Consider the following 2,996-nt stretch of genomic DNA (forward strand, 5'->3'; position numbering starts at 1 on the left):
GCCATGGAGAGTTAGAAAAAGAAAGATTAGTTAATGTTAATTTCTGCCAAACTGAGTTCATGTTGTTACCAATTAAATAAATAATCTTACAAATAGTATAAGCAAGTAAAGAAAGTTATTTTTGAGAAAAATATAGCACTAATACCAATTCCCAAAAATAATGCTATACTTCCAATGCAACTTCAGTTATCAACTGATAATAATAATTCAGTAATGTTTGTAAGGATTATCGGCATTAATACAAAATATCTTATGCCTTTAAACCCTACTCCCTACTCCCTACTCCCTACTCCCTACTCCCAAGGAAATGTAGCAAGACTTTTTATAAATGGTATAAGTACCTATGCAAAATTAATTACACATCCTACTGACTCCCTATTGCCTGTTGCCTGTTGCCTCTCTCAAATAGGAAATTTATTTTGCACGACTACTTACAAGAATTGGTTAAGACATTTTTCAATCCTGTTTGCGGAGTGTTCCTGCAGGAAAAACCCTTTTTACAGTTAGCTATTCCCTGTTCCCTGTTCCCTATTCCCTATTTTAAATAAGAAGAAAACTATTTCCTATTCCCTACTTAGAAAGTGGCAGAGTTAAAATATATCGATAGCCTAATTCCGTAGAACCTTGAACCCAGAAAGAGCCACCATTTTGTTCAGCTAACTGACAACTTAATAGTAATGCCAATAGCTCGCGGGTAGGTTCAGTTGCAATATTTTCTCCTTGTATTGACGTTTTGTCAAAAACTATTGTTGTTAGTTCATCAAATGTTAGCTGTAATCTATTTAGCATTAAGCTAGACTGATTATCCTGGTTTTCAATCTCTGATAACTTGTGAGAATATAGTTGAGCATGAGGAAGATTATCTCCAAGAATAGGATGAGAAACCCACAGTGCAATCTTAAAATCTTCTTGCTTTTCAGACAAATGAATTTTTACTTCACTCCCTGAAACTGTAGATTTAATTACACTATAAATTAAGTTGTATAATGTTTGTTCTAAAATTGTTTTATCAAAAAAACAAACCCGGTCGCTAGATCCAGCTAATAATTGAACTTTGATCTGCTGATGAACTGTTTCTGCTTCTAGGTCTGTTACTATTTGCTGACAGATATTTTTCACATCAATAGGAGTTTTTTCTGAATTTTGGCCATACTCATATAGTTTTGTTAAACCAATAATTTCTTCAACTAGCAATCGTAAATATTGACTTCTTTCATGAATCACTTCTACATATTTTCTCTGCTTATCAGTTAGAGAACCATAGATTTCTTGGTGGAGAACACTTGCCATCCCCATCACAGAAGTTAAGGGAGTTAACATTTCTTGGCTCAAAAGACTTAGTAGCTTATTTTTAATTAAATTAGAGGATTTAATAATAGATTCTTTAGTCATTACAAAAAATTAGGCGGGGGATAGTTTTGTCAAGTTTTATTAGTGGTATAGCAGAAGGAAGAAGGCAGAAGAAAAAATATTGTGTTGTCTGAGTTTTAAGCTTTTGATATGTCCTCACCTCCCCTTCAACTGCTATACTAATTCACTCAAATTATTTCACAAATAATTCAAAACTTGGTATTTGAAATAATTTTCTAAATTTATTTTCAGTCAAAGCTTTTAATCTATATATTTATAATTTTATAGCAGATAACAGTGAAAAAAAATTTATCCTGATTGGGACATCATCAGTCTATATCCGCGCCCTACTTGTCTATTGCTATAATTTTTAACTTTCGATTTCTGTTTAAGTAGTTAACTAGCTATCAACATTTCAGCATTTCCGTACCGGAATGCTCCGCAAACAGCCTTCAGCGGGCTAAAAGCTTGGGTTTAAATTCTCGACTTCTAGCTTATCGTTTAATTTTATAGCACTAGGCAAATAGGGCGCGGACATTTATAAATGCTCAAAGTTAGTCAGAGATTATTTTTGTACGGACAAACGGCCGAAAGCTTGCGCATAACGATCGTTAACGCCACTACTGACTTATGACTTTTGACTTGCGCGTAGCGTTATAGGAGGGGTCGCGTATCCACTTCTCAAAAGCTGACTGCTAAACACCTAGCGGCTGTTTGCGGAGCATTTCAGACCGAAACGCTTTTTAAACCGAATTAACCGAATTAATTGTATATTTTATTTTCTATTCCCTATTCCCTTTTCCCTACAAATGTTAAATTAATTTTTGGCACAGATACTATCATTGAATCGTTTCTTCCAGTGCCTCTTGCAAATCTTGAGTCAGCTCTGATATAGCTGTACGACGTTTAGTTTTGTAACTCTCCCAACGCTGGGAAACAGAAATTGGTTGTCCCACTGTCATGTATACTATTTGTTTTCCTAGTATCGGACGCTTGAGAGGATTACCGCCCTTAATGCGATTAATCATATCCCATATTAGTAGAGTTGTATCAGAAAACCTTTCTACTGTCGGTTTTTCCGTAATATATTTGCCACTAACCGCAACAAAACTTTCGACTAATCTCATGTGCCACATTCGCAGACTAGCCTCTTGTGCAAGTCGGTTTGCAAGACCTCTGTCTAGAGGAGAAAGAGTCGCCAAATTTTCAATATCTTCTCTATATATAAAATCCCAACCCGCTTGTTCTAAACGACGACAACGATCTATAAAATTACCGTTGGCCTGAATTTGAAAATATTCTTCTGCCACTTCCAAAGCAACATCAAGAAGAGCATTGAGGCGAGTGGCGATCATTTCATTCATTTGGTCATCTATTAAAGATTGTTGGGAAGAACTTTCTTGAGTTGACTTGGGTAAATCTCGGTGGTAGAATTTTCGATAAAATTCTTCCATTTTTTCTAATAAATGAACTCCTAATCTCAAAAGTCGTTGGTATAGTGCAGAAGGTGCTAATTTTTGCTGATGAAAAAGATTTTCTGAACTTGAAAACAAACCACTATCTTTTTCCAGCTTACTTAAAAGTCGCTCTATATTTTCCCATGGTTCACCCAAGTACTTGTATTGAATACCTATTGGTACAATTAA

General features: G+C 35.0%; 1 protein-coding gene and 1 pseudogene. Both read right to left on the minus strand.

What is annotated here, in order from left to right:
* Positions 1-570 precede the first annotated feature (570 nt).
* A complete protein-coding gene (locus tag F6K13_RS26150; RefSeq protein WP_124147095.1) occupies positions 571-1,392 on the minus strand; it encodes a sensor histidine kinase KdpD in 822 nt (273 codons plus the stop codon).
* Between the two features lie 797 nt (positions 1,393-2,189).
* Positions 2,190-2,996: pseudogene (locus F6K13_RS26155) on the minus strand (1-acyl-sn-glycerol-3-phosphate acyltransferase); the annotation flags it as partial.

The organism is Okeania sp. SIO2B9 (assembly GCF_010672505.1).
Lineage (GTDB): Bacteria > Cyanobacteriota > Cyanobacteriia > Cyanobacteriales > Microcoleaceae > Okeania > Okeania hirsuta.

What these genes read in the sequence shown, in the direction of transcription:
- F6K13_RS26150 (WP_124147095.1), bottom strand. Translation starts at nt 1,392, where the DNA reads ATGACTAAAGAATCTATTATTAAATCCTCTAATTTAATTAAAAATAAG.